General features: G+C 37.9%; 20 protein-coding genes and 2 pseudogenes. 17 read left to right on the top strand and 5 right to left on the bottom strand.

The annotated features are described in order from the left end of the window. Positions 1 to 71: 71 nt before the first annotated feature. Complete coding sequence (locus FTU09_RS05580; RefSeq protein WP_180079727.1) at positions 72 to 356, bottom strand: hypothetical protein; 285 nt, start codon at positions 354 to 356, stop codon at positions 72 to 74. Between the two features lie 283 nt (positions 357 to 639). On the opposite strand from FTU09_RS05580, the gene dapB reads away from it, so the two are divergent. Both dapB and FTU09_RS05590 read left to right on the top strand, forming a co-directional pair. Further along, positions 640 to 1,461, top strand: coding sequence for a 4-hydroxy-tetrahydrodipicolinate reductase (gene dapB / locus FTU09_RS05585; RefSeq protein WP_180079728.1), 822 nt, complete (start codon positions 640 to 642; stop codon positions 1,459 to 1,461). A 132-nt stretch (positions 1,462 to 1,593) separates the two neighbouring features. Beyond that, on the top strand, positions 1,594 to 2,238 hold the full coding sequence (locus tag FTU09_RS05590) for an START domain-containing protein (protein WP_180079730.1): 645 nt from the start codon (positions 1,594 to 1,596) through the stop codon (positions 2,236 to 2,238). 26 nt (positions 2,239 to 2,264) lie between these two features. On the opposite strand, the pseudogene FTU09_RS05595 reads toward FTU09_RS05590, so the two are convergent. Then, positions 2,265 to 2,543: pseudogene (locus FTU09_RS05595) on the bottom strand (IS30 family transposase); the annotation flags it as partial. Between FTU09_RS05595 and FTU09_RS05600 the strand changes: the two are divergent. From FTU09_RS05600 to FTU09_RS05610, 3 genes and pseudogenes are all read left to right on the top strand, one after another. Then, positions 2,537 to 2,972 (top strand): annotated as a pseudogene (locus tag FTU09_RS05600) (transposase); the annotation flags it as partial. The pseudogenes FTU09_RS05595 and FTU09_RS05600 overlap by 7 nt on opposite strands. Positions 2,973 to 3,308: 336 nt before the next feature. Further along, the gene (locus FTU09_RS05605) at positions 3,309 to 5,003 is read left to right on the top strand and encodes a hypothetical protein (RefSeq protein WP_180079732.1); all 1,695 of its coding nucleotides are present in this window, start codon (positions 3,309 to 3,311) and stop codon (positions 5,001 to 5,003) included. 54 nt (positions 5,004 to 5,057) lie between these two features. Next, positions 5,058 to 6,161 (top strand): hypothetical protein, encoded by a 1,104-nt coding sequence (locus tag FTU09_RS05610; protein WP_180079734.1) that lies wholly within the window; start codon positions 5,058 to 5,060, stop codon positions 6,159 to 6,161. A gap of 320 nt (positions 6,162 to 6,481) precedes the next feature. On the opposite strand, the gene FTU09_RS05615 is transcribed toward FTU09_RS05610, so the two are convergent. From FTU09_RS05615 to FTU09_RS05625, 3 genes are read right to left on the bottom strand one after another with little or no spacing between them, the layout of a single operon-like run. Then, positions 6,482 to 8,668 (bottom strand): polysaccharide biosynthesis tyrosine autokinase, encoded by a 2,187-nt coding sequence (locus FTU09_RS05615; protein ID WP_180079736.1) that lies wholly within the window; start codon positions 8,666 to 8,668, stop codon positions 6,482 to 6,484. 52 nt (positions 8,669 to 8,720) lie between these two features. Continuing rightward, positions 8,721 to 9,149: a low molecular weight protein-tyrosine-phosphatase gene (locus FTU09_RS05620; protein WP_019837353.1), complete on the bottom strand. Its 429-nt coding sequence runs from the start codon at positions 9,147 to 9,149 to the stop codon at positions 8,721 to 8,723. Further along, complete coding sequence (locus FTU09_RS05625) at positions 9,149 to 10,252, bottom strand: polysaccharide biosynthesis/export family protein (RefSeq protein ID WP_180079738.1); 1,104 nt, start codon at positions 10,250 to 10,252, stop codon at positions 9,149 to 9,151. The genes FTU09_RS05620 and FTU09_RS05625 overlap by 1 nt, the downstream gene beginning before the upstream one ends. A gap of 317 nt (positions 10,253 to 10,569) precedes the next feature. On the opposite strand from FTU09_RS05625, the gene tviB reads away from it, so the two are divergent. The 12 genes from tviB to FTU09_RS05685 all read left to right on the top strand — a co-directional run bounded on the left by tviB (position 10,570) and on the right by FTU09_RS05685 (position 24,023). Then, the gene (gene tviB, locus FTU09_RS05630; protein WP_180079740.1) at positions 10,570 to 11,847 is read left to right on the top strand and encodes a Vi polysaccharide biosynthesis UDP-N-acetylglucosamine C-6 dehydrogenase TviB; all 1,278 of its coding nucleotides are present in this window, start codon (positions 10,570 to 10,572) and stop codon (positions 11,845 to 11,847) included. Positions 11,848 to 11,868: 21 nt separating this feature from the next. Next, on the top strand, positions 11,869 to 12,894 hold the full coding sequence (locus FTU09_RS05635) for an NAD-dependent epimerase/dehydratase family protein (protein WP_180079742.1): 1,026 nt from the start codon (positions 11,869 to 11,871) through the stop codon (positions 12,892 to 12,894). Positions 12,895 to 12,896: 2 nt separating this feature from the next. Continuing rightward, a complete protein-coding gene (locus tag FTU09_RS05640; protein WP_180079744.1) occupies positions 12,897 to 14,165 on the top strand; it encodes an oligosaccharide flippase family protein in 1,269 nt (422 codons plus the stop codon). Further along, positions 14,162 to 15,181 carry a RimK family alpha-L-glutamate ligase gene (locus FTU09_RS05645; protein WP_180079746.1) on the top strand — a complete coding sequence of 340 codons (1,020 nt, stop codon included), beginning with the start codon at positions 14,162 to 14,164 and terminating at the stop codon, positions 15,179 to 15,181. Before FTU09_RS05640 ends, FTU09_RS05645 begins: the two co-directional genes overlap by 4 nt. Continuing rightward, a complete protein-coding gene (locus tag FTU09_RS05650) occupies positions 15,178 to 16,251 on the top strand; it encodes a glycosyltransferase (RefSeq protein ID WP_180079748.1) in 1,074 nt (357 codons plus the stop codon). Before FTU09_RS05645 ends, FTU09_RS05650 begins: the two co-directional genes overlap by 4 nt. 47 nt (positions 16,252 to 16,298) lie before the next feature. Beyond that, the gene (locus tag FTU09_RS05655) at positions 16,299 to 17,339 is read left to right on the top strand and encodes an EpsG family protein (RefSeq protein ID WP_180079750.1); all 1,041 of its coding nucleotides are present in this window, start codon (positions 16,299 to 16,301) and stop codon (positions 17,337 to 17,339) included. Beyond that, positions 17,339 to 18,235, top strand: a complete 897-nt coding sequence (locus tag FTU09_RS05660; protein ID WP_180079752.1) for a glycosyltransferase family 2 protein — start codon at positions 17,339 to 17,341, stop codon at positions 18,233 to 18,235. The genes FTU09_RS05655 and FTU09_RS05660 overlap by 1 nt, the downstream gene beginning before the upstream one ends. Positions 18,236 to 18,269: 34 nt before the next feature. Next, positions 18,270 to 19,412, top strand: coding sequence for a glycosyltransferase family 4 protein (locus FTU09_RS05665; RefSeq protein ID WP_180079753.1), 1,143 nt, complete (start codon positions 18,270 to 18,272; stop codon positions 19,410 to 19,412). Positions 19,413 to 19,415: 3 nt separating this feature from the next. After that, entirely contained in the window at positions 19,416 to 20,027 is a 612-nt protein-coding gene (locus tag FTU09_RS05670) for a sugar transferase (protein ID WP_180079755.1), read from the top strand. Then, complete coding sequence (locus FTU09_RS05675) at positions 20,020 to 20,676, top strand: acetyltransferase (RefSeq protein ID WP_180079757.1); 657 nt, start codon at positions 20,020 to 20,022, stop codon at positions 20,674 to 20,676. The genes FTU09_RS05670 and FTU09_RS05675 overlap by 8 nt, the downstream gene beginning before the upstream one ends. A 38-nt stretch (positions 20,677 to 20,714) precedes the next feature. Beyond that, positions 20,715 to 21,890 carry a DegT/DnrJ/EryC1/StrS aminotransferase family protein gene (locus tag FTU09_RS05680; protein WP_180079759.1) on the top strand — a complete coding sequence of 392 codons (1,176 nt, stop codon included), beginning with the start codon at positions 20,715 to 20,717 and terminating at the stop codon, positions 21,888 to 21,890. A gap of 258 nt (positions 21,891 to 22,148) precedes the next feature. Further along, on the top strand, positions 22,149 to 24,023 hold the full coding sequence (locus tag FTU09_RS05685) for a nucleoside-diphosphate sugar epimerase/dehydratase (RefSeq protein WP_180079761.1): 1,875 nt from the start codon (positions 22,149 to 22,151) through the stop codon (positions 24,021 to 24,023). Positions 24,024 to 24,078: the final 55 nt, after the last annotated feature.

Raw genomic sequence — 24,078 nt, forward strand, 5'->3', positions numbered from 1 at the left:
AAGCACGACCTCATCTAAACTCAAAAATAAAGGCGATCTTGAAGATCGCCTTTGTTGTATCTGCTGTACTCTTATTCGACTTCAGGTACATCAATCTCTAAAACATCCACCATTTCAGTGGTTGCTGTTTTAACGACAGTTTGTGGTTGAGCGCTTGCAACAACCCCATGTTCTGCTGCTGTTTCTTCTAGTTCAGGTGCATCGACTTCAACAGCAAGAGGTTCTTGTAGCGTCACGCTAATACGGACTTTAGACAGGCTTTCAAGCGTATCACCTTCTTGAAGTGCAGGCTCTGCAAATACGGATGCTGTGCTCATGCCTAACAATAATGCTAATACCATGTTCTTCGAATGCATGTAAATCCCCTTTAATTTGTGCAGTTGTTTTCATTCGTGCAGGCTAGTCTGCGCATACAAGTTTGCAAATTTGTGAAATAAAAATAAAAAATGAGCATTTTCAGATAAATTTTTAGCATCGCTTCGATAAAAGTTTACCTGAGGTGTGTAAAGTGACCATCAGCAGTACAGCTCGGCTTGCTTTCGGATAAAAATAAACCCAAAAACTTGGCAGACAAACTTAGTCTAGGCAGCGAGTTTTGCTATAGTAAGCACAATTGAGAATCTATTTTAGGAATATGCTATGTCAGCAACTCCACGCATTGGTGTATTAGGCGCAGGCGGCCGTATGGGCCGCATCTTAATTCAAGCCGTTCAAGAAGCGGGCTACCAATTGGCAGCTGCAGTCGAACGCCCAGAAAGCAGTCTCTTGGGGGCAGATGCGGGAGAGCTGGCAGGTGTGGGTACACTCGGTGTGAAAGTCGTGGGCAGCCTAGAACAAGTATTAGCTGACTGTGATGTCGTAATCGACTTTACCGCACCAGCCGCCACAGCACAGCACTTAAAGCTTTGTCGTGAAGCAGGCGTGGCGATTGTGATTGGCACCACAGGCATGAGTGATGAACAAAAAGCACTCTTAGAAGAATCGGCTCAACAGACGCCAGTGGTGTATGCCGCCAACTATTCAGTTGGGGTAAACGTATCCATTAAACTGTTGGAACTGGCAGCCAAAGTCTTTGGTGATAGTGTAGATATTGAAGTGATTGAAGCGCATCATCGTCATAAAGTCGATGCACCATCAGGCACGGCATTGATGATGGGTGAAGCCATTGCAGCAACCTTAGGTCGTGATTTAAAACACGATGCTGTTTACTGCCGCGAAGGACACACAGGGCCACGTGAACGTAAAAGTATAGGTTTCCAAACCATTCGTGGTGGCGACATTGTGGGTGAACATACCGCGATGTTTATTGCCGATGGCGAGCGTGTGGAAATTACTCACAAAGCCACCAACCGCATGAACTTTGCTGCAGGTGCCGTGCGTGCTGCAGCGTGGGTGGTGGGACGCGAAGCGCGTAAATACGATATGAAAGATGTTCTTGGATTTAACGATATTCAGATTTAAAAACTGCGCAGGAATCCAAAATAGATAAAAATTACTTGAACAATTTTCAATCTGCCGCTAAAAATAGGGTCTGATGTAATGGATGATGACGCATCAGACCCCACATAAAACTAAAATAAGATGCAAAATAAAATGAAAAAATCTCTGCTGATGCTTGGGTTAAGCACCTGTATTTGTGCGGCCTCTGCACAAAATATTGAACATGCCAAACTGAGCATACATAAAAACAATATTAAAGTCTGGACCTTCCAACAGCAGTCTAGCCCTGTGTTTGTGTATAAGGCTGAAACCACCTTCAATGTACCTTTAGAAAAAGCTGCTGCCTTAATTTTAGATGTTGATCATGCCGTGAAATGGGTGCCTTATGTGGGCAGTGTCAAAGTCTTATCACGCGATGACCAAAAAGGTGAGTTCTTGCTGTATATGGTGCTGGATTTTCCTTTTCCACTAAAAGATCGTGATTTAGTGGTCAAAGGTAAAATGAGTAAAGATGCACAAGGTATTATCAGTATTCAAAATAAAGCCATTGAGGGGGGCTATCCCTTGAACCCAGATTATGTGCGTATTCAGGATTACGAAGGCGACTGGACATTTCAAAAACTGGGCAATCAAAAAGTCAAAGTCAGTACCTATGGCTATGCCAACCCTGAAGGCTCGATTCCTTTAAGTTTTGTGAATATGTTTGTGCAGCAGCAACCGTATCAAATGCTGCAAAAAATGAAAATTGAATTAGGAAAAAGCCGTAGTTATAAGGCATTGCCTGAAATTTTGCGTTAAATGGTTGAGTTAATTAAAGGGCAGATTCAAGCGGCAAGTGCAACAGTATAAAAACCAGCCATAACTTCACTCGGTGTATACCAACCTAGTGTTTTTCTAGGACGATGGTTGAGTGCAAATTCTATCTGCTCTATTTGTTCGTTTGACACGTCATCAAACGATGATGATTTTGGCAGATATTGACGGATTAAATCATTCGTATTTTCATTTCTAGCTCGCTGAATAGACTTGTAAGGATCGGCAAAATACGTCTCTATGCCAGCATCAGTAATTCTTTTGTGTTCGGAAAATTCTTTGCCTTGATTGGCATAGCCGCAAGGTACTTGCGCATAGGGTATCGATTAGTATGGAGGTGGATTTTTGTATTTCGGCTTTAAATGAAGCGATTGAAAAATATGGATCACCTGAAATATTGAATACAGACCAAGGCAGTCAGTTCACCAGTGATGCATTTATTGATGTATTGAAATCAAATGGCATTCAAATCAGTATGGATGGTAAACTTGCGCAGTATACTGCTCATAGGTTGATAATGTGATGGTTGAACGATTATGGCGGAGCGTTAAATATGAAGAGTGTATCTCAAAGCTTATAGCAGTGTCACAGATGCGAAAAAGCAATTGAGTGCATATTTTGAGTTTTATAATTTGAAACGACCTCATTCGAGTATAGCCAAAATGACACTAAATGAGTTTTACTATGATCAGCTACCCCAACAAAACAAGGTGGCTTAACTAGAGCGGAATATCACTTATAAATACGCTTTTAGTTGTTCAAACAAGTGGGACTGCCTCTCTACAATTAATCATCCTTCAAAAAAGTAGAAATAGAAGATGTAAATTATTACGCTGACTGGGCTCAACGTATTTTAGAAAAGGGAAAATCAATCATACAAACTAAATACATCGTTACATATTGAATAGACAAAAACGAGTTACTTTTACTCAATTATCTTTATAATTTTTAGCATAACTAATGTTTTGGTCATTCGCTTATTATACATTTTCATTTAACATTCGTACTATTTTTACAACGTAACAAAACTAGAAACTTACTTTCCGAGGCAAATTATGTTAAAGCATTCACTTAAACTTACAGCGCTTGCGGCTGCAACTTCATTACTCCTGAGTGCGTGTGGGGGAAGCAGTAGTGGTGGCGGTTCTAATTCACCGGCACCGACGATCAAAGGTCTTGCAGTTGATGGACCATTAGCAGGCGCAACAGTTACTTTTGTAGACTGTAACAATGCTCAAGTAGAAACTGATAACGAGGGTAACTTCACTTTCCCACAAGGCTGTACATCAAGTAAATTAACCGTAACTGGCGGTATTGACACAGCGACTGATTTGCCCTTTACTGGCGAAATTAAAGCGCCACAACGTGCTCAAAATGAACAAAATCTCATTGTAGTTTCGCCAATTACTACACTCATTCAGGCAAGTATTGATGCAGGTGCTAGCCCTGCTCAAGCAACTCAGCAAATTGCTGCCGCTTTGAATTTATCAGACGTAGATTTACTGTCTGCTGACCCGATGAAGAATCAGGAAGTCTATGCTAAGACAGTTGCAGTACAGCAAATGGTCGAACAGATTCAAGCAGTTGTTGCTTCATTGGATGGTAGCACTACTCAAGCAGAGTTAAATAGAGCAGCATTTACTGCATTACAAGAAGCACTTTCCGATTCAGACGAAGACTTGACTAGCACAGCCACGATTTCAGCTGCAATTTCAGCAACTGTAGAAGCCGTAAAAGCTGATTTACCTGCCGAACTTAAAGCGGACTCAACTGTTTTAGACAATGTAAAAACCAACTTAGCAGCTTTAAGTGCGGAGGTTATTTCAAGCAATGTTCAATCTGTAGAAACAGCGATTCTAGATGTACCTGCTGCGACCTTCAATGCAGGTACCGAAAGTATTAAAAATGAAACTCAAGCTGCAGTTACTGAAGCGAAAGAGTCTGTTGCTGCAGAAAAAATTGTCACTATCTTGGCACCTGTCCTGACTCAAGCACCGACTCAGGTTGAAGAATCACTGAAGAAAATCAGTACAGCAGTTGCTAACCCTGCTGCTCCAACATCTGAAACTGACATTGCGAGTGCAATTACGCAGATTCAAACTATTCCAACAGTTATTCTTCCACCTACAACAACTGAAGCTGTTCAAAACGCCAATGAATTCTATGCAGACTATTTAGAATTAAATGGCTTTAATGTACAGAATACCAACCAAACGATTACAGCACTCAATGCTTCACTCACCAACCCGATTGAAGTACCGAGTTTAAATAACCTGCTGGTAGGTATCTCTGCTAAAGGTATCCATGCAACAACGGCTAGCCCAATTGTTGCTGCTGCTGCATTACACATTAGCACTGGCACTAAAACATTAACGATCTCTGCAAATAAGTTAAATCTTAACTTTACTGCAGGTACATTAACTGCAGCTAGCATTCCAGCAGGCACAGAGATTAAGGTTGATTCCACAATCAATAGCTTAAAAACTACTATCACCATAAACGCTGATAAAGATGTACTGAGTAACGGTAAAATTGCGCTAAATACAGCGACTTTAGGTTCATTGTCAGCATCTTTAGCAACTCAGCTCAACAGCTTTAGCTTAAAAGGTGATACTGTCACTGTAACTGCAGTTATCAAAGCCCCACCAGTGATCGCTATTAATAATGGTAAGCCAGCTCTTGCATCTAAATACACTTTAGGTACAACTGATGGATCAGGTGTATCTGCTAAATTTAAAGTAACCCAATAAGCAAGAAAAAAGAGCTGCTGAGAAGCAGCTCTTTTTTATCATCTGGAAAAAAACATGAAAAAAATATCCACTATTCTGGGATTATTTTTAGGCAGTGTCTCTGTAAGCTATGCTGCCCCAAATGACCTGTATCTAAGTGCGAAAAACTTCAATTCACCTCATAATTCTGCTCTTGAACTCGATCTTGCCATCGATGCTGTGAATGACAGAATTGATATCTTTGATATGCGTGAAAGTGAAGGCATTAGCGATAAATCCGCGGGTGATTACCAGGGTTTTCATCTATCTGGCCAATATGAGCTCAATCCTCAATGGTCCATTGAAGGAACTTACTGGCACCGTGAAATTGAATACAGTCAGGATACGAATGAAATTGAGAGTGCGTTATTGGCTGTGCGCTATAGCCCAGCACTCCCATTGAAAAAGAATGATGCTCTCAGTTTCCGTGCTAGCATCTGGGGCAACACGGCTGATACGCTATCGAAATCTACCCCGACACAGGTCAATCAGCAAGTATTTAATCAGGTTCAGGTGCATAATCCGGAAGACTTACAGCTACAACTTGATGCCATCTTCTCGCGTAAACTGGATCCGATGAATCAGCTGAATGCTTTTGCCAGTGTGGGTTATAGTAAAGTTAGAGTCAGTAATATTGATATCCAGGCCACACTCGCAGGCTGTTTAATGGATATTTCAGTTAATGGTAATAATCAATATTCAGGCCAGTTAGCTGCTCCTTGTTCCAATGAAAATATTACGGTCAATGATTTGTATAAACAGGGCAATGCCAATGAATTTGGTTTTGATATCGAGAAAGACCTAAGTTACGATGCCTATTATGCCAATCTCGGGGGGTCATGGAACTGGCGCTATCGTCAGTTCGAAAGCCAGCTGGCTTATCAATACCAGCGCTTGTGGCGTAACGATATCGATGATCGTGTGAGTAATTTTGGCAACTCCCCGATCAAGGACAATCATACTTTGGGTGCCAAATTCAGCTATGACTTTAGCCCGCACGTCACCGGGTTTATCGAAGGTCAGGTGTTCCAGCGCAATTTTGTTGGTGATATTCCCTTCCTCTATAATGGTGTTACCGCTTCACGTTTAGACAAACGTTATGGTTTAGCCTCAGTGGGGATCACCCTACACGGTTTCTAAACTGCCTTTATTGATAGGGGGGTATAGCCAGCCTGATTTTAAACAGAGGTGGTCCCACTTGTTTGAACAACTAAAAGCGTATTTATAAGTGATATTCCGCTCTAGTTAAGCTACCTTGTTTTGTTGGGGTAGCTGATCATAGTAAAACTCATTTGGTGTCCATTTGTATAAGAATATGCAACCATGTAACCAAGATAGGTTTTTGAGTGGATTTTTGCAATGTGAGTTGTTGAGTATTGTTGTAAATTTCAAAAGAAAATTATTTACAATAGGTGAGTATTGCGGTGGTGGGCTGATTTCAGCCCACCGATCACTTCAGATCAATCATCATCCTTATTGGCTTTATAGGCATAAGCATAGTTATAGCCATAGCCATAGCCGGCCGCTTCACGTTGAATATCATTTAAAATAAAGCCGTTGACTTTCACGCCAGTTTGTTCAAAGCGGTTGACAGTCAATTCAAGCTCTTTCATTTGCGTCTTGGCATAACGTGCCACTACCAAATTCACACCCGCATATTGTGAAATAATAATCCCATCGGTGACGGAAAGAACTGGCGGGGTATCAATCAGAATATGGTCAAACTGGCTCGACAAGTGCGTGAGCATGTCTGCAAATTTTTGCGTACTCAACAACTCTGACGGATTAGCAGGGCTTTTGCCGCGGCTGATGATGCTTAAATTTTCAACTTCAGTACTGCGTACAATGCTGCCTAACTCTTGCTGACCATTCAGGTATTCGGTTAAGCCAGGCTTAGGGTCGTAATTAAAGTATTTGTGCATATAACCACGACGTAAATCGGCATCAATCAATAATACGCGCTTATCACTTTGCGCCAAAATAGTCGCTAAGTTAGTTGAAATAAACGATTTACCCAATTCTGGTGCAGGGCCAGAAATCATAATGATATTGTTTTTGGCACTGCTTAAGGCAAAGTGAATGGCAGTACGCATGCTGCGCAGGCTTTCAATGGCAATATCATTACTATTTTTAACCGCAAGAATAGGAATATTCTTTTTCTTTTTCAGAATTTTAATAAGGCTTTCTTGCACAGGTGAATGTGGCACAGTGGCATAAACAGGTAAATCCAACTCGTTTTCAATTTGATTCGAGTCTTTAATACCTGAGCGCAACATGTTACGCAGTAAGGCCAATAATGTGCCCAGAAAACCACCCAAGAAAACGGACAAAATTAAAATTTGTAATTTCTTTGGTTTAATTGGCTCAATCGGCTCTACCGCAGTATCGACAATACGCACATTGCCAATTTCACCTGCTTTAGCAATCCGCAGCTGTTGGTAAGAGTTAAGCAAGCCTGTATACAGCTGTTGTTTGACTTCTACTTCACGGAACAGTTGTAAATATTGGCGTTGTAATTCTGGCAAGCGTTTGAGCGTGCCGTCTAACTCTGCAATGCGTTTGTTAATTGCCCCCAGTTGCGCATTCATTTGCTGCATGACAGGGTGTTCGTTGGTGTACTTGGCCGCAGCTTCAGCCACTTGTTGCTCTAACTGCGCTTTTTGGGTTTCCAAAGTAATACTTTGGGTTAAATATAACTCAGACTCTTTGGTCACATCGACTGTATTGAACTGTTGGCGGAAACGGTTAAATTCACGTTCTGCGACATCTAATTGTTGTTTCAGTTCTGGGAGTTGGTCTTCCAAAAACTTTAAGGTCTGTGCTGTTTCTGCACTACGACGTTCAATATTTTGTTGGCTATACGCCGCTAAAATAGCATTCAGTACTTGGGTAATGTGTTGTTTGTCTGACCCTTGGTAATTCAGCCCCAACACGCCTGTTAACTTACCTTTTTCTGCTACTGAATAGTTGGCAGTTAAGCTTTTCATGGCAGCAGGCAGGCTTTGCTTTCGGATGTTATAGGCAGCGTTAAAGCTGTCTTGACTAAAAATTGCGACTTTCCACAGCCCAAATTCAGACTGTAATTGACTGACTTGGTTTAAAGGTGCAGAAAAAACCACCTGTTCGGTTGCTGCATCGGTTAGGCTGTATTTGCCTTGTGCAAATTTTAAAATTAAGTTTTTATCTTGAAAATATTGCGGGATATCGAACTGGCGAATATCAAAACTTTTTTGATTGTCTTTAAACAGAACTGACTGAGATGAATATTCACTGTTATATTCATGCTTGGCAATTAAACGATTCCAGAAACTGTCTTCTGTACCCGAAACGCGAATATTTAAATTCAGATGATCAATCACGCTGCCCAACACCAAACGTGATTTTAAAATTTCAATTTCAGCTTGTGCAGGTGATTTCTGCTCAATCATATTGGACAGATCACCCAATAACGCTGCAGAGGCCCCTTTACTGTCTTCGACCTGTACCAAAGCATCTACTGCATAGGTGTCTGGCGTAGTTCTTAAATACAGTAAAGCGCAGACAATACTGAGTAGAACGCAAAGTGTAATCATTTTCCATTGTGCGATTAAGGAAAAAAATAATTCCTTTAAATCAATGGTATCTTCGGTGTTGGCGGTTTGGCTCATATTTTAAATATCAAAAAAGTAGAATTTTAAAAAAATCTAGAATATCAATAAACTAGATATATTTTTTCCAGTCGGCAATGCAGGCTTGAATTAACGCACAGGTCTCATCAAATACGGCCTGATCGTGCTGATAGGGGTCGGCCACGTTTTTACTTTGCCAGTGCCCCAATCTAAAGGTTTTGCCTTTAGCAAAGGGCCAGGTTTGTTCCACATGCTTTTGTTGATTTTGGCTCATCACCAAAATCAGGTCGGCTTTTTTAATTAAGTCTGCATTGAGTTTTTTTGCTACGTGTGGACTCATGTCGATGCCGTGACGTTGCATACATAAACGGGCTTTGTCATCGGCTGCATGACCCACCAAACCTGAAATACCTGCAGATTCAATCTGTAAGTGTGGATATTGCTGTTTTAAAAAGTATTCTGCCATGGGGCTACGGCAAATATTGCCAATACACACCACCAAAATGTGATTAATTTTCATTAGTTCCCCAAACGATCTAGGTTATATAAAGCATTTGAGAATGGAATAATCTGATTCACGACACGTTGCCAGCGGGCCAGGCCTGAAGCATCGACATAGACAATATCATTGCTGCGCATTTTAAACTGATTGGCCAGACCAAAATCGGCAATGCTAGTTAAATCCATATGATAGACTTCGGTATGTGCTGCATTCGGCTGGCTACGGACTACATAAATTTTACTGCGGCTGGCAGACAGTGGGTTTAAGCCCAAGCTTTCACCCAATACATCGCTTAAGCTCATGCCTTGATCACGCATAGGTAAGGACTGGTTTTTACCCGACTCACCCATCACATAAATTTTTTGGTTTTCACGGTTATTGACATACAAGGTGTCATTCGGCTGGATGAGTAAGTTGTGCAATGACAAGCCTGCTTTTTCCAACTCTACGGTATTGAGTTGATAGCTACGCCCCTGACGCACTAAAGTCATTGAAGCATTGTCACCTTGTTGGGCATTGACCCCGCCTGCCATACCTAAAGCGGTATAGACACTGACAGGTTGATCATTTAAATAGAATTGCCCGCCTTTCATGACATTGCCTTGTACCGAGTATCGCTGTCCTTGGTAAGACAAGACTCGCACAATCACGTCTGGGGTTTTTAAATAACGTGCCAATTGACCGCGCAACTCACGATTCACTTGCGCTAAAGATTTACCTGCCGCTTTATAACGCCCGATAATCGGAAATTGAATATAACCCTGTGAGTCAATTTGATAACCATTTGACTCAACGGCTTTTTCGTTACTAATGGTATTGGTTGGCGGGGTAATTTCAGGATATGCCCATAAATAAATAGAGAGAATATCACCTGAACTTAAGGTGTATTGACGCTGTGGTGTATGAAATAAATGCGCATAGTCTTGTTGAATATTGTGAACTGCAGGCTGCACTGCTAGCATTGATTCTTGGGTGAGTTTAATCACATTGACCGCTGTACCCAAGTCGGTGGTATAGACCCCTTCATTTGGTAAGTCATAGGTTTGTAAACCAGAGGTGACAGCGCACCCCGTAGTGGCAATGCCACATGCCAATAAAATAGCCAGTTGAAAGTGTCGCACGCGAGATCCTATTATTAATTTTTTAAAATCGTTTTGGATAAATTGCTGTCATTTTACCGAACTTGTGAAAGAGGTATATAGCAATTTGTAACCATTTTGCATATTTGGCCGAATCTTAAGGCAGAAAAGAGAATTCATAAAAAAAATTATGAAGTTATTCTAAATAGAAAAAGTGAATATTCACAAAAATTATACATTGCAATCTTTTTCACGTCACTTGAGCACAAATCATAATAGAAATTTCATAAATTTCTGCTAGTATCCCTGCCGAAAGATTCATTCTTCATAAAATACAGATATAAATTAAAGGCGCTAAAATGCTACAACTCTCTGAGCTAAAAATTGCCGTTATTGGTTTAGGCTATGTCGGTTTACCCTTGGCAGTTGAATTCGGGAAAAAATTGCCAGTGGTTGGTTTTGATATCCACCAAAAACGAATACAAGAATTACAAAGTGGAGAAGATCACACCTTAGAAGTGTCGCCAGAAGAACTTAAACAAGCTACACATTTAAGTTACTCAGCCAATTTAGATGACTTACGCAGCTGCAACTTTTTTATTGTGACGGTTCCAACCCCAATTGATGAATTTAAACAACCTGATTTAACCCCACTTATTAAAGCCTCTACCAGTATAGGGAAAGTGCTTAAAAAAGGCGATGTAGTGGTGTACGAGTCTACAGTATACCCAGGTGCAACTGAAGAAGCTTGTATTCCAGTTTTGGAACAAGTGTCAGGTTTAAAATTTAATCAGGACTTCTTCGCCGGTTATAGTCCGGAACGGATTAACCCAGGCGATAAGCTACACCGAGTCACCAATATTTTAAAAATCACTTCAGGCTCTACCCCAGAAGTGGCAGATTTTGTAGACCAAGTTTATAACCTTGTGATTGAAGCAGGTACACATAAGGCTGCGAGTATAAAAGTGGCTGAAGCTGCTAAGGTCATTGAAAATACCCAACGTGATGTGAACATTGCTTTAATTAATGAATTAGCCGTAATCTTTAATAAGTTGGGTATTGATACTGAAGCAGTATTGCAGGCTGCTGGTACCAAATGGAATTTTTTGCCATTCCGTCCGGGTTTGGTCGGTGGACACTGTATTGGTGTTGATCCCTACTATTTAACCCATAAAGCGCAGTCTATCGGTTATCACCCTGAAATCATTCTGGCAGGTCGCCGCCTGAATGATGGTATGGGGGCTTATGTAGTGACCCAATTGGTTAAAGCCATGATCAAGAAAAAAATCCAGGTTGAAGGTGCCAAGGTTTTAGTGCTCGGGCTTAGCTTTAAAGAAAACTGCCCAGATATTCGCAATACCAAAATTATTGATATTGTGAATGAGCTACAAGAATTTAATATTCAGGCAGATGTGTATGACCCTTGGGTCGATGTGCAGGAAGCCGAGCATGAATACGGTATTACCCCAATTTCAAGCCTAGAGCAAGGCCAGTACGATGCCGTCATTTTAGCAGTTGCACATGAGCAGTTTAAAGCAATGGGGGCTACAGATATTCGTGCTTTAGCCAAACCAGAACATATTTTATATGACTTAAAATATGTATTAGAACAATCTGAATCTGACCTTCGTTTATAATTTTTAGGGACCTGTATAAGAATGAGCCAATATCAGACTGTATGCGAGCAATTAGAACAAGCACCCAAAACCTGGTTAGTTACTGGCGTGGCAGGTTTTATTGGCTCGAATTTGCTGGAAACCCTGTTAAAGCTGAACCAAAAAGTGGTAGGTCTGGACAATTTTGCCACAGGTCATCAACATAATTTGGATGAAGTGCAAAGTCTGGTCAAGCCTGAACAGTGGGCAAACTTCAAGTTTTATGAAGGTGATATCCGTAATTTTGCAGATTGCCAGAAAGCATGTGCAGGAGTGGACTATGTCTTGCATGAAGCAGCTTTGGGTTCTGTGCCACGTTCTATTGCAGACCCAATTACCACAAATGCTGCCAATATTACAGGTTTTTTGAATATGTTGGTGGCAGCACGTGATGCTAAAGTATCTAGCTTTACCTATGCCGCCAGCAGTTCAACTTATGGTGATCACCCAGCGTTACCAAAAGTGGAAGAAAATATTGGTAACCCACTTTCGCCTTATGCGGTAACCAAATATGTGAATGAGTTATACGCAGATGTATTTGCAAGGACTTATGGTTTTAAGGCAATTGGCTTACGTTACTTTAATGTGTTTGGAAAACGTCAAGACCCGAACGGTGCTTATGCAGCGGTGATTCCGAAATGGACTGCAGCTATGATTGCAGATGATGATGTTTTTATTAATGGTGATGGTGAAACCAGTCGGGATTTTTGTTTTATTGAAAATACCGTTCAAGCCAATATTTTAGCTGCTACCACACAAAATGATGAAGCCAAAAATCAGGTTTATAATGTGGCAGTGGGGGATCGTACTACACTGAATGATTTGTTTAACGCCATTAAAGCTGCGTTAAATGAAAGTGGCGTGACTTATACGAAAGAGCCTGTATATCGTGATTTCCGTGCAGGGGATGTACGACACTCACAAGCCAGTATTGAAAAGATTAAAAGCTTATTAGCTTATCAGCCACAATTTGTAATTGCACAAGGAATTGATCAAGCCATGCCTTGGTATATCAATTTCAGTAAGTAAATATGCTAAATAGAATTAAGGTACTTAAAAATCGTTTAAGTGCTAATAAAGATGGTAAAGCTTTAGCCAGTAACTTTGGTTATTTGATGATAATGCAAATTGCTGGCTATATTTTTCCATTACTCACTATTCCTTATTTGGCACGAGTAATAGGGGTGGACGGTTTTGGTAAAATTGCTTTTGCAGCAGCAGTAATAGTTTGGTTTCAGACTATTACTGATTGGGGCTTTAGTTATACTGCTACCCGTGATGTAGCACGTAATAGAGATAATTTAGAAAAAGTGTCTGAAATTTTTTCTAATGTACTTTGGGCTAAAAGTTTACTTGCTTTAGTTTCTTTTATTATACTTTTTATTCTTACTGAATTTATTCCTTACCTAAAAGAAAATCAAATACTATTATTCATTACCTTTATGCTTGTACCGGCTAAAATTTTATTTGCTGACTGGTTTTTCCAAGCTATAGAAAAAATGAAATTTATTACAATTTTTGATTTAATTTCTAAAGCTATTTTTACCATATGTATTTTTTTATTTGTTAAAGAAAAATCTGATTTCATTTTACAACCTTTATTTTTAAGTCTAGGCTCAATATTAGTAGGTGTGGTTTCATTTTACTTGATTATTTTTAAATGGCAGGTTAAAGTATTACCCCCTAAAAGAAAAGAGATAATGCTGACTATAAAAAATAGTAAAGATGTTTTTATTAATAATATTGTACCAAACTTTTATAATAGTTTCTCATCGGTACTGCTTGGTTTTTGGGGAGGTAGTGTAGCAAATGGTTTATTAGATGCAGGTAGTAAATTTGCCAATATTGCTCAACAGTTTATTAATATATTATCGCGAGTTTTTTTCCCTTTTTTATCGAGAAGATCAAACAAGCACAGTGTTTTTGAAAAAATAAATATTTCAATTACAGTAATATTTTCTACTTTATTGGTTATTTTAGCTCCTTTTATTATTAAAATATTTTTTACACCTGAATTTTATAATGCAATACCAGTTTTACAAATTATTGCATTTTCTTTAATTTTTCAAACACTCATAAATACCTATGGTTTGAATTACTTAATAATTCACGGCTTTGAAGAATCATTAAGAAATATTACAATTATATGTTCAATCATTGGTTTTATTTTTTCTTTTCCAATTATTTATTTTTATAATTTTTTGGGTGCAGCTTGTGTAATTGCAGGAACAAGAGTTATTCTAGGTTTATGTATTATGTTTAAAGCTAAAGCTATACAACGGAGTATTTTAGCAAAATGAAAATTGCAATTCATCATAGACAAGGTGGGTTCTCAGATTGTTGGATCGCATATTGTAAAAAAAATAATATTGATTATAAAATTGTGAATGCATTTAATAATGATATTATTAAAGAGGTTTCAGATTGTAATATATTTATGTGGCATCATCACCATGGTCAATTTAAAGATGTCCTAACTGCAAAAAAAATATTATTTGCATTAGAGCATGCTGGTATTAAAGTTTTTCCAGATTTTAAAACAGGGTGGCATTTTGATAATAAAGTAGCTCAAAAATATTTATTAGAGGCAATAAATGCACCTTTAGTGCCAAGTTATGTATTTTATGATAAACCTCTAGCTTTAGAGTGGGCTAAAAAGACTACTTACCCTAAAGTATTTAAGCTTAAAGGAGGGGCAGGTGCTACGAATGTTAAATTAGTAAATAATAGTAAAGATGCTATAAATTTAATTAATAGGGCTTTTGGGAAAGGTTTTTCCCAATTCGACAAGGTTAATAATTTAAAAGAACGTTATGGGAAATTTAAAAAAGGACATGATAGTTTTTTAGGAGTATTAAAAGCATTAGGTCGTTTTTTTATAGGTACAGATTTTTCGAAGAAACAGCCTTCTGAGAAAGGGTATATATATTTTCAAGAATTTATTCCAAATAACAATTTTGATATACGTATAATTGTAATAGGGGGAAAGGCTTTTGCTATTAAGCGAATGGTAAGAGAAAATGATTTTCGTGCATCGGGTAGTGGTAATATTATTTATAATAACTCAGAAATTAATTTAAAGTGTTTAGAGGTTGCTTTTGAAATAAGTGATAAATTAAAAACTCAGTGTTTAGCTTACGATTTTATTTTTGATATTAATGGTAATCCTTTAATTGTAGAAATTAGTTATGGTTTTTCAGTGAGTGGATATAAAGATTGTCCAGGTTATTGGGATAATTTCTTACAATGGCATGAAGGTAGTATTGATCCATATGGTTGGATGATTGAGCAAATTAAAGTAGAGAATTTTTTATGAATAGAGAAAAAAAAATATGCTTTATAGTTCCAACTCTAAAAATGGGAGGAATGGAAAGAGTAATTTCTTTGCTATCAAATTATGCTGTAGGTAAAGGATATTGTCTGTATATTGTTTGTCTTGTAAGTAAGGATAGTTTTTACTATATAGATAGTAATGTGCATATAGTTGAGCCAAATTTTAAATATAAAAAAGGCTTTTTAAATAAAATGAAATTATTTTATTATTTAGTTAAGAGTTTAAAACAAATAAAACCTAATGTAGTGCTTTCATTCAGTGAGGTTTTTAACCCTTTTTCAATAGTTTGTTCTAAGCTAGCAGGTATTCCTATATTTATTTCAGATAGAAGTAGTCCAAATAAAAAACTAGGATTTATTACACAACTATTACGAAAAATAATTTATCCATTTGCAAATGGTATGATTTCACAAACAGAATTAGCAAGAAAAAACTCTTTAAAGAAAAATTATAATCATAATATAACTGTGATACCTAATCCATTAAGAGAAATTGAAAATATATATATAAAGAATAAAAGTAATATTATTATTTCGGTAGGTCGATTAATTCCTATTAAAAATTTTAAAGAATTAATTGATATTTTTTACGAGGTTGATATTGAGAAGAATTGGGAACTTTGGATTATTGGAGATGGACCAGATAAAGAGTTGTTACAAAATTATATTAATAGTTTAATGATAAATGATCGTGTTAAACTTATTGGTGCTGTTAAAAATATAGATAGTTATTTAGCACATGGATCTATTTTTTGTTTTACCTCTCTCTCTGAAGGTTTTCCAAATGCTTTGAGTGAAGCATTAGCATATCCATTGCCTTGTATTGCATATAATTGCCCAGCTGGCCCAGCAGATTTAATTCAGAATAAAAAAAATGGATTTTTAATACCAATGTATGAAAAAGAAACTTATAAATTCTATTTAAAGGAATTAATGATCAATCCATTAATGCGGGAAAATCTTATAAAAAATTATCAAGATCATCGTTCAAAATATCATATTAATACTATTTCTGAACAGTATATCTCTTTTATATTACAAAAGGAGATTTAAATTTTTAAATCATATTTATTTCCTGATATATTTTTTAAGAGTTATAGATGATTCCTTATTTTTTGCTCATACTTATTACTACGATATGGATTTACGTAGAGAAAAAGTCAGTAAACCGTAATTCTTTTTTTGTTCCTTTATTTTTATTAAGTGGTTTTGCTGGAATAAGGAGTTATCAAGTAGGTACTGACTCAAGAACTTATGTTAGGAACTTTCTAAATAACATTAATGCTGAGTATTTTATATTTGATAAAAATATTGAATTAGGTTATCAAGTTTTAGAGTTTTTATTACTAAGTCTTAAGGTTGAATATTTTGTATTATTTTTTGTCACTGCTCTGTTAATTGTTTTTTCTTATTTAATCATTATTAAAAAATATAGTGTTAACTATGGTTTTTCTATTTTTTTGTTTATAACATTAGGCACATATACATTTTTTTTTAATGGTCTTAGACAAGGCATGGCAATGGCATTTTTAACACTTGCTACACCATATTTATTAGAAAAAAAATTACTTCCATTTTTATTCATAAGCTTCTTTGCTTCACTTTTTCATCTCACTGCTTTATTTTTAATTCCTTTTTATTTTTTATTGCATCTTCATATAAAAAGTATATATAAGGTTATTATTGCTTTTCTTTCTTCTTTGTTTTTTGGTGAAATATTGGTTTTAGTATTTTCTGCATCTAATGATAGATATGAATCTTACTCAGAAGTTTCTGAGAGCTCTGGTGGTGTTTTAACCTTTTTTTTCTATTTAATATTATCTATTCTTTTATTTATTTTAAATAAATTTTATAATATAAGGGATGAATATTATAATAAAATTTATTTATTTTATTGCTTGGGGGTGTTTTTTATGTTGCCTATAATGATGTTAAGCTTAAATCCATCAGGTCCTCAGCGCTTATTAAATTATTTTACATGGGTATTGGTTTTGTTGATTCCATTTGCTTTGAAAAAAATTAATAATATATATATCACTCTTATTTCTATTATTCTTTCTGTGATATACTTTAGCTTAACTACTTATAGGTTTAGTAACCTTACTCCTTATATTATTAACCCAATTTTTGAGATTTTCTAATGCATAACCCAATTTACGTGACTATTGGTATACCCTTTTATAATAATGAAAAATATTTAGAGGCCGCAATTTGTTCTGTGCTAGCTCAGACACATACCTTTTGGGAATTAATTCTAATTGATGATGGATCGACTGATCAATCACTTGCTATAGCGCAACTATATGCAAAGAAAGATAAACGTATAAGGGTAATTTCTGACGGAGAAAATAAAAAGTTAGCTAGTAGATTAAATCAAATTATTAACGAGGCAAAATATGAATTTATTGCACGTATGGACGGAGATGATCTTATACCTAATGATCGGATTGAGAAGCAAATACAATTTCTTTTAAAACATTCTGAGTACGATTTAGTATCAACGTCGCTACTTTCTATTAGTAATAAGGATCAATTGATTGGACTAAGAACCTATTCACATAAAGAAATTTCAAAAACTGATGTCCTTCTATGTAAGTCTAATATTGTTCATGCTTCAATTCTTGCTAGAAGTTCTTGGTATAAAAGAAATAATTATAATGAGTCAACAGTTGTAGCTCAAGATTATGAATTATGGCTAAAAGCCGCTATTAATAATGATTTAAATATAGGATTTATTAATGATTACTTATATTATTATCGTGAAGAGGGAAACGTAAATAAAAATAAAATGTTAAAGGCTTATAATATACAAATCAAAGCTATAAAAAATAACTATAAAGGAATAATTGGTTATAGAAAATATTTGTTTAGTCTTTTTAAATTGAATTTAAAAAAAATTATTGTGTTAATTTTTTCTTTATTCGGTTTGATGTCTATTTTACATAAAAGAAGAAATAAAGAATTTGTTCCGGAAGAGGTGTGTAATGAATATGTTAAACAATTAAATTTAATAAAAGAAACTAAAAGTAAAATTTAGTTTTATTAATTATATTTTTTGTGGGTTTTCAGTTATGAAAGTTTTACATTTAATTAAAACTACTTCTGGTGCTAATTGGGCTTTGAAACAAATTGAGCAACTAGTTACTTTAGGTTGTGATATACATATTGTTTTACCTAATAATCAAGGTTTAGCTCAAAATTATAGGGATAAAGGTGCTAAAGTTCATATTCTAAATGTCGATTTTTCCTCTTTAATTAAAAAGCCTAATTTATTTCTTTCTAATATAAGTTTATTTCGCTCATTATTGAAAGAAATTAAACCAGATATAGTTCATTCACATTTTGTCGGTACTACCATATTTATGCGTATTGCGATGAAGGGTTTAAGAATTAAAAAAATATTCCAAGTGCCAGGCCCTTTACATTTAGAAAAGAAATTAACTCGTGCTCTTGACCTTAAGTTAGCTAATAAATATGACTATTGGATCCCTACCTGTAATCTTTCTCAACAGATTTATTTAGCTTCAGGTATTAAGCATGATCGTTTAATGACTACTTTTTATGGTACTGATATATCTACATATAAGAAAAAAGATAAAGGTGTTTTAAGAGAAGAATTTGAAATTTCCAAAGATATTAAAGTCGTTGGTATGGTTGCGTATGCTTATGCACCAAAAAAATGGTTAGGACAAACGCGTGGTTTAAAAGGGCACGAAGATCTTATAGATGCTATGGAAATAGTTATAGCTTCTCACCCTAATGTTAAATGTGTAATTATTGGTGGTCCCTGGGTGGGTGCAGATCAATATTTTCAATCTATTGTTGAATATGGCAAGAATAGATTAGGTGATCAAATTTTATTTTTAGGTACACGTACAGATGTACCCGATTTATATCCTGATATAGATGTCGTGGTACATCCTTCACATTCTGAGAATTTAGGTGGTGCGGCAGAATCTCTCCTTATGGCTGTGCCAACTATTGCAACTGATATTGGTGGATTTCCTGATATAGTCAAACCAGGTATTACAGGTTGGTTAGTTCCCAAAGAAAACCCTAAGGCTTTGGCCGAAGCAATTTTAGAAGCATTATCAAATCCTCAACATGCTTCTAATATGGCTCAAGAAGGAGCAAAACAACTCAAACAAATTTTGGATGTTAAAAAAACATCTAAAGATGTTTTTGACTTCTATAAAAAAATTCTTGTGGACTGATTTATGTTGAAACGGCTATTCGATATTATCATCGCCTCCATTGCCCTGATCCTGCTTTCACCACTTTATGCATTTGTTGCTTACAAAGTGAAAAAAAATTTGGGATCTCCGGTCTTGTTTCGGCAGGTGCGTCCCGGTTTATATGGCAAGCCTTTTGAGATGATCAAGTTTCGAACCATGAAAGATGCTGTGGACGAGCAGGGGAACCCATTGCCGGACAGTGAACGTCTAACGCCTTTTGGTCAAATGCTGCGCTCTACCAGTCTGGACGAAATGCCTGAATTGTGGAATGTGATTAAAGGCGATATGAGTATTGTTGGCCCACGGCCATTACTTATGGAATATTTACCGCTATATAACCAAGAACAAGCCAAACGCCATTTAGTCCGCCCAGGTATGACAGGGCATGCACAGGTAAATGGACGTAATGCCATTAGTTGGGAAGAAAAATTTAAACTCGATACGTGGTATGTCGAAAATCAATCGGTTTGGTTAGATTTTAAAATTATGCTGAAAACGGTTAAAAAAGTGCTCGCCAAAGATGATATTAACGAAGCAGGCGAAGCGACTATGACTAAATTTACAGGTACACAATCGGATCAACAGCATGACTGAACTATATGCAATCTATGGTGCTTCAGGCTGTGGACGCAGTTTAATGCCAGTGGCAAGGGCCCAATTAAAGCGTTTGGGAAATTCTGCTGAAATCGTATTTATAGATGATAGCTTAGTTGCAGAAACCATCATCAACTCACATCGTGCCATGAATTATGCGGCATTTAAAGCACAGCCTGCGACCCAAAAACAGGTATTGATTGCGATTGCCAATAGTAAAGTACGTGAAAAAATTTCAATACAACTTGAACAAGATGCAATTGAGCTCTGGAGTGTTCAGGCAGATAATGTCGTACTGATGGATGAGGTTGAAATTGCCGCAGGTGCAGCACTCAGCCCTTTTGTGAGCATTACCTCAAATATAAAAATTGGTAAATGCTTTCATGCCAACTTGTATAGCTATGTAGAACATGATTGTGTGATTGGTGACTTTGTGACCTTTGCCCCAGGTGTTCAGTGTAATGGCAATATTCACATTCATGACCATGCCTATCTTGGTGCGGGTGCGGTGATAAAACAAGGCACGCCAGACCAACCTTTAGTTATTGGTCGGGGTGCGGTGGTTGGTATGGGCGCAGTAGTGACTAAAAGTGTACCTGCAGGTGTGACCGTTGTCGGTAACCCTGCGCGATTGTTGAAAAAGAACTAATTTTTAAGACGAATACGATTAATATTCTAGGATAAAGCATGCTAAATACTGCATTTGAACCATGGCCAAGTTTTACTCAGGAAGAAGCGGATGCCGTATCTCAAGTTTTACTGTCCAATAAAGTTAACTACTGGACAGGGCAAGAGTGCCGTGAATTTGAAAAAGAATTTGCCCAATTTGCGCAAACCCAATATGCCGTGGCACTTGCCAACGGTACTGTCGCTTTGGATGTTGCACTAAAAGCCTTGAACATTGGTGCGGGTGATGACGTGATTGTCACTTCACGCACCTTTTTAGCTTCGGCAAGCTCCATTGTTACAGCAGGTGCCAACCCCATTTTTGCAGATGTAGAACTCGATTCACAAAACATATCTGCCCGTACCATTGAAGCAGTACTGACTCCAAAGACCAAAGCCATTATTTGTGTGCATTTGGCAGGGTGGATGTGTGATATGGATCCGATTATGCAACTGGCAAAAGAAAAGGGTCTGTATGTGATTGAAGACTGTGCCCAAGCACATGGTGCGATGTACAAAGGCAAAGCTGCAGGTTCAATTGGACATATTGGTGCGTGGTCGTTCTGTCAGGACAAAATTATGACCACAGGTGGCGAAGGCGGTATGGTCACCACCAACGATGAAAACCTATGGAAAAAAATGTGGTCGTACAAAGACCACGGTAAAAATTACGACAGCATTTATCACAAACAACATCCACCAGGGTTCCGCTGGTTACACGACTCTTTTGGCACCAACTGGCGCATGATGGAAATGCAAGCCGTGATTGGACGTATACAATTACAGCGCATGCCAGAATGGACACAAAAACGTACCGAGCATGCACAGCGCATTTTGGCAGTCTTTCAGGACAGTCCATTTTTTACTGTGCATTACCCAGACAGTGACTATGTACATGCCAATTACAAGTGCTATGTCCAGGTGAATAGCGAACAGTTACCTGTGGGTTGGTCACGTGATCGTATCATGCAGGAAATCAATGTGCTGAATGTACCTTGTTTTAGCGGCTCATGTTCAGAAGTGTATTTAGAACACGCCTTTGATGGTACAGCATGGCGACCTGCACAGCGTTTAGTAAATGCACAGCAATTGGGCGAAACCAGTTTAATGTTCTTGGTACATCCAAACTTAAGCAATGACAGCATAGAAAAAACCATTGCGGCAATTCAGCAGGTGATACAAAAGATGGCAGGCTAAGCCATACTTATGATGCAGCCTTCAAGTGATGATCTTCATCTTGCGATAGGGCGCAAAGGGCTGCGTTAGGTTGGTTGTTGCAGCTTTACATCATTCGGCTATTGCAGTGCGATAGAGTCATCTAATCTTTAAATCGAAAATAGAGTAAAATATTGCAAAGTCATATATCTTACTTTTATAAAAATAGTGTGAACTGAGGGTTGTTTTAAGATGTCTCATCCAATCTATCCTCAGTAAAAAATTGAGAAGCCTCATTCCGTGAAATCCATTATCGAACCTGCTGTAGAATCCCCCCGCTTAGTCAAACTCGCATTTTTAATGGTGCTGGACTTTTGTGTATTTCCTGTATTACTGTGGCTATGTTATGCCATTCGCCAGTTTGATTTAGGCGCAGAAGTGGTGCCCAACTTGGCTTTTGGTTCGGTATGGGTAAGTGTGATTGCCGTTGTATCGCTGTTTATTTTTGGGGTGTATCGCTTTATTGTGCGCACCTACAGCGAACTGTTTATGGTCAAATTGGGGTTGGGCACTTCATTGACTGTGGCAGGGTTGTATGCGCTGGCTTACTTTACCGATGCCTTTATCCCCACCTCAATTCCGCTCATGTTCGGATTTCTCATGTTCGCATGGGTTTGGTTTAGCCGCGGTTTTATTCGCTTTATCGTGCGTTCTTATTTACAGGCCGATGTACAAAAAAAACGTGTAGCGATTTATGGTGCAGGCAATGCAGGACAGCAAATCGCAGCAGCACTCTACAATTCCGATGAACACTTACCTGTGTTGTTTATTGATGATGATCCCTCACTCACTGGGCAGCAATTGGGACGTTTAAAAGTCTACGACGCAGACAGCGCCTTAAAATTGTTAGCTAAAAAAAATGTCGATGAAATTCTGATTGCGTTGCCTTCTGTAGGACGGATGCGTAAAAGCGAGATTGTCAAATTTTTAGAACCTGCACATATTAAAATTACCGAAATTCCAGGACTGACCAAACTGGTCGATGGTGAAATTCACGTATCGGATATACAGGAAGTCGATATTATTGACCTGCTCGGGCGTGACCCTGTGCCGCCTGTACCCGAACTGTTGGCTAAAAATATTCAGGACAAAATGGTCTTGGTCACAGGCGCGGGTGGTTCCATTGGTTCTGAACTGTGTCGCCAAATTGTTAAAAATAAACCCAAAGCCTTGGTGATTTATGAACTGACCGAATTTGCGTTGTATAGCATTGACAAAGAATTACGCTTAAATAGCGATGTCACGATTATCCCGATTTTAGGTTCAGTGCTCGATCAGGCCAAACTAGAGCGAGTGATGGAACAGTATAGGGTTCAAACCGTGTACCATGCGGCTGCTTACAAACACGTGCCCTTGGTAGAATGTAACCCATTGGCAGGTTTGAAAAACAACGCCATTGGTACGGCATTTAGCTTAAATGCAGCGGTCAAAACAGGTGTAGAAACCTTTGTACTCATATCTACCGATAAAGCCGTGCGTCCGACCAATGTCATGGGCGCGTCTAAACGTATGGCAGAATTGTATTGTCAGGCGATGGCAGAAGCGCAAGATCAGACCCAAATTAGCATTGTCCGTTTTGGGAATGTTTTGGGTTCATCGGGTTCGGTGGTGCCGTTGTTTAAACAGCAAATTGCCAAAGGTGGGCCCATTACTGTGACTCATCCTGAAGTCACCCGTTACTTTATGACCATTCCAGAAGCCTCGCAATTGGTGATTCAGGCGGGTGCTTTAGGTCAGGGGGGCGATGTATTCCTGCTGGATATGGGGGAACCTGTACGCATTCAGGATTTGGCCCGTCAAATGATTGCGCTGAGTGGGTTAAAATTACGGGAAACAGGCAGTCAGGAAGGTGATATTGAAATCCAATATTCAGGCTTACGCCCAGGCGAAAAACTTTACGAAGAATTGTTGATTGATGCCGATAATACCGAAGTGACCCAGCACAGTCGTATTTTGCGTTCTTATGAAAAAATGTATCCGTTGGATGAATTGCTGATGGTGTTCGAGCGTATGCATGACTTAACTGCAATTCAAAGTGATATCGACTGGGCTTTAGCACAGCTTGAACACTATGTGGATGGTTATGCACGTGGGACAGAAGTTAAGGTGAACTAAATTTCAAAAACTAAGTTGAAGTAAGTCAGTTCAACTTGTTGATGAGTAAAATTTA

The sequence above is a fragment of the Acinetobacter sp. YH12058 genome (genome assembly GCF_013419805.1).
GTDB classification, from domain to species: Bacteria; Pseudomonadota; Gammaproteobacteria; order Pseudomonadales; family Moraxellaceae; genus Acinetobacter; species Acinetobacter towneri.